Below are 2,149 nucleotides of genomic sequence, written 5' to 3'. Positions count from 1 at the left end.
TCATCGAGCCGCAGCGCGACGCGGCCTGATGCATGTCGCGGTGTGCAGCGGTTTTGCGAAGACGACAGCACGAACAATGACTTAAAGCGCGTCGCCTGAATCCGCTTCAGCGCGACGCGCCTTGAGTGTCATTAAAAATCAGTGGCCAGACCCTTCACCTCCCAGTCGCCGTAGCGCCCGGGTTCCTTGCCGCCGCGTCCGCCGAACTCTTTCGGCAGGCGGGCTTCCGCCTCGCGGTATGCCTTCCGCCTGGCTTCCGCTTCCGCCAATGCGCGTTGCGCCTCAGGCGACAGCGTCCTTTGCGGCTTGGCGCCTTCGGTTTTGTTGGGTTGATCGGTCATGCGATGCTTCCTGCCGATTGAAACGGGGACCGGCCTTTCCCATCATATAGCCATGACAACGGCAGGATCGACCCCTATTCGCCACCACGCCAGACGGAAGAGACGATGAATACGCTTCGCACCGCCATGCTCCTTGCTGCGATGACCGCGCTGTTCATGGGCGTCGGCTTTCTGATCGGCGGCACCGGCGGCATGGTGATCGCCTTGCTGTTGGCCGCCGGCATGAACCTGTTCAGCTACTGGAATGCCGACAAGATGGTGCTGTCGATGAACCGCGCCATCGAGGTCGACGAGAGGAACGCTCCCGAATATTATGCGATCGTTGAGGCGCTGGCCAAGCAGGCCGGCCTGCCGATGCCGAAGACCTATCTGATCGACAGTCCGCAGCCGAACGCCTTCGCCACTGGCCGCAATCCCGAAAACGCTGCTGTAGCCGCATCGACCGGCCTGCTGGAGCGGCTCAGCCACGAAGAGGTCGCGGCGGTGATGGCGCATGAACTTGCCCATGTGCAGCATCGCGACACGCTTACCATGACGATTGTCGCGACGCTTGCCGGCGCGATCTCGATGCTCGGCAATTTCGCCTTCTTCTTCGGCGGCAGCCGCGAAAACAACAATCCGCTGGGCTTCGTCGGCGTGCTTGTCGCCATGCTCGTTGCGCCCTTTGCCGCCATGATCGTGCAAATGGCGGTGAGCCGCACCCGCGAATATGAGGCCGACCGGCGCGGCGCCGAAATTTGCGGAAATCCGTTGTGGCTCGCCTCGGCGCTCGACAAGATCGCGCGCGGCGCCGAGCGCATTCCCAATCCGGATGCCGAGCGAAATCCGGCGATGGCACATCTGTTCATCATCAATCCGTTGCACGGTGAGCGCATGGACAATCTGTTCTCGACCCACCCGAGCACAGAGAACCGCATCGCCGCCCTGCAGCAGATGGCGCGCGAGATGAGCGGTGCCGCCCAAGCCGCGCGGCGCGAAGCCCCTGCGCCAGGCCAGCCGGACGAGCCGCAGGCAGGACCATGGAGCCAGCCGGCCGAGCCGGAGCGGCCGAAGCCCAATCCCTGGGGTCGCAACCCGACCGGCCCCCGCGGCACAGGATCCAAAGGTCCGTGGTCGTGAACGGAGCGAAGCGCCGACCGCAAACCCAAGGCAGAGGTGACGCAAGTGCGAGCGAAACGGTCGCCGGCCTCGCGGCGCGCAAGGCGGCCGCCCGCCTGCTTGCCGCCGTCATCGATGCCCATACCCCGTTCGACGGCCTGACCGACAACGAGCACGGCCACCCGCAATACAAGGCGCTCGACCAGCGCGACCGCGCATTGGTGCGCGCCATTCTGGCCACGGCGCTGCGCCACCGCATGACCATTGCCGGACTGCTCGCAAGGCGTCTGGAAAGGCCGTTGCCGGCCAACGCCACCGTGCTCTCGCACATCCTGCACGTGGCTGCGGCGCAGATCCTGTTTCTCGACATCCCCGACAGCGCCGCCGTCGACCTCGCCGTCACCCACGCCAAGTCCGACCCACGCACGCTGCGTTTCTCCGGTCTCGTCAACGGCGTGCTGCGCTCGCTGGCGCGTGCCAAGGGCGCCGAGCTGGCGCCGACGCTCGCCGCGACGACCGAGGCGCCCCAGTGGTTCGCAGACCGACTGGCCACAGCCTATGGCGCCGCCAGGGCGGAGGCCATTCTTGCCGCCCATCGCCATGAGGCTCCGGTCGATTTCACCGTTAAAACCGACCCTTCGCTCTGGGCGGAGAAGCTGGGCGGCATCGTGCTGCCGACCGGCACGGTGCGCGTCGAGAAGCTGCAGACC

3 protein-coding genes are annotated in these 2,149 nt (G+C 65.8%); 2 read left to right on the top strand and 1 reads right to left on the bottom strand.

All coding sequences use genetic code 11. The features are described 5' to 3' along the window. Positions 1-131: 131 nt before the first annotated feature. Positions 132-341, bottom strand: a complete 210-nt coding sequence (locus EOA75_RS32185; protein WP_067324941.1) for a DUF1674 domain-containing protein — start codon at positions 339-341, stop codon at positions 132-134. Between the two features lie 105 nt (positions 342-446). On the opposite strand from EOA75_RS32185, the gene htpX reads away from it, so the two are divergent. Then, positions 447-1,460, top strand: coding sequence for a zinc metalloprotease HtpX (gene htpX, locus EOA75_RS32180; protein ID WP_127247289.1), 1,014 nt, complete (start codon positions 447-449; stop codon positions 1,458-1,460). Beyond that, a partial coding sequence (locus tag EOA75_RS32175) for a transcription antitermination factor NusB (protein WP_281058591.1) occupies positions 1,451-2,149 on the top strand: 699 nt, incomplete at its 3' end. The genes htpX and EOA75_RS32175, both read left to right, overlap by 10 nt.

The sequence above is a fragment of the Mesorhizobium sp. M1A.F.Ca.IN.022.07.1.1 genome (assembly GCF_003997575.1).
Taxonomy (GTDB): domain Bacteria; phylum Pseudomonadota; class Alphaproteobacteria; order Rhizobiales; family Rhizobiaceae; genus Mesorhizobium.
The sequence above is the reverse complement of the archived record's forward strand: the minus strand, read 5'-3'. Positions and strand labels throughout refer to the sequence as shown.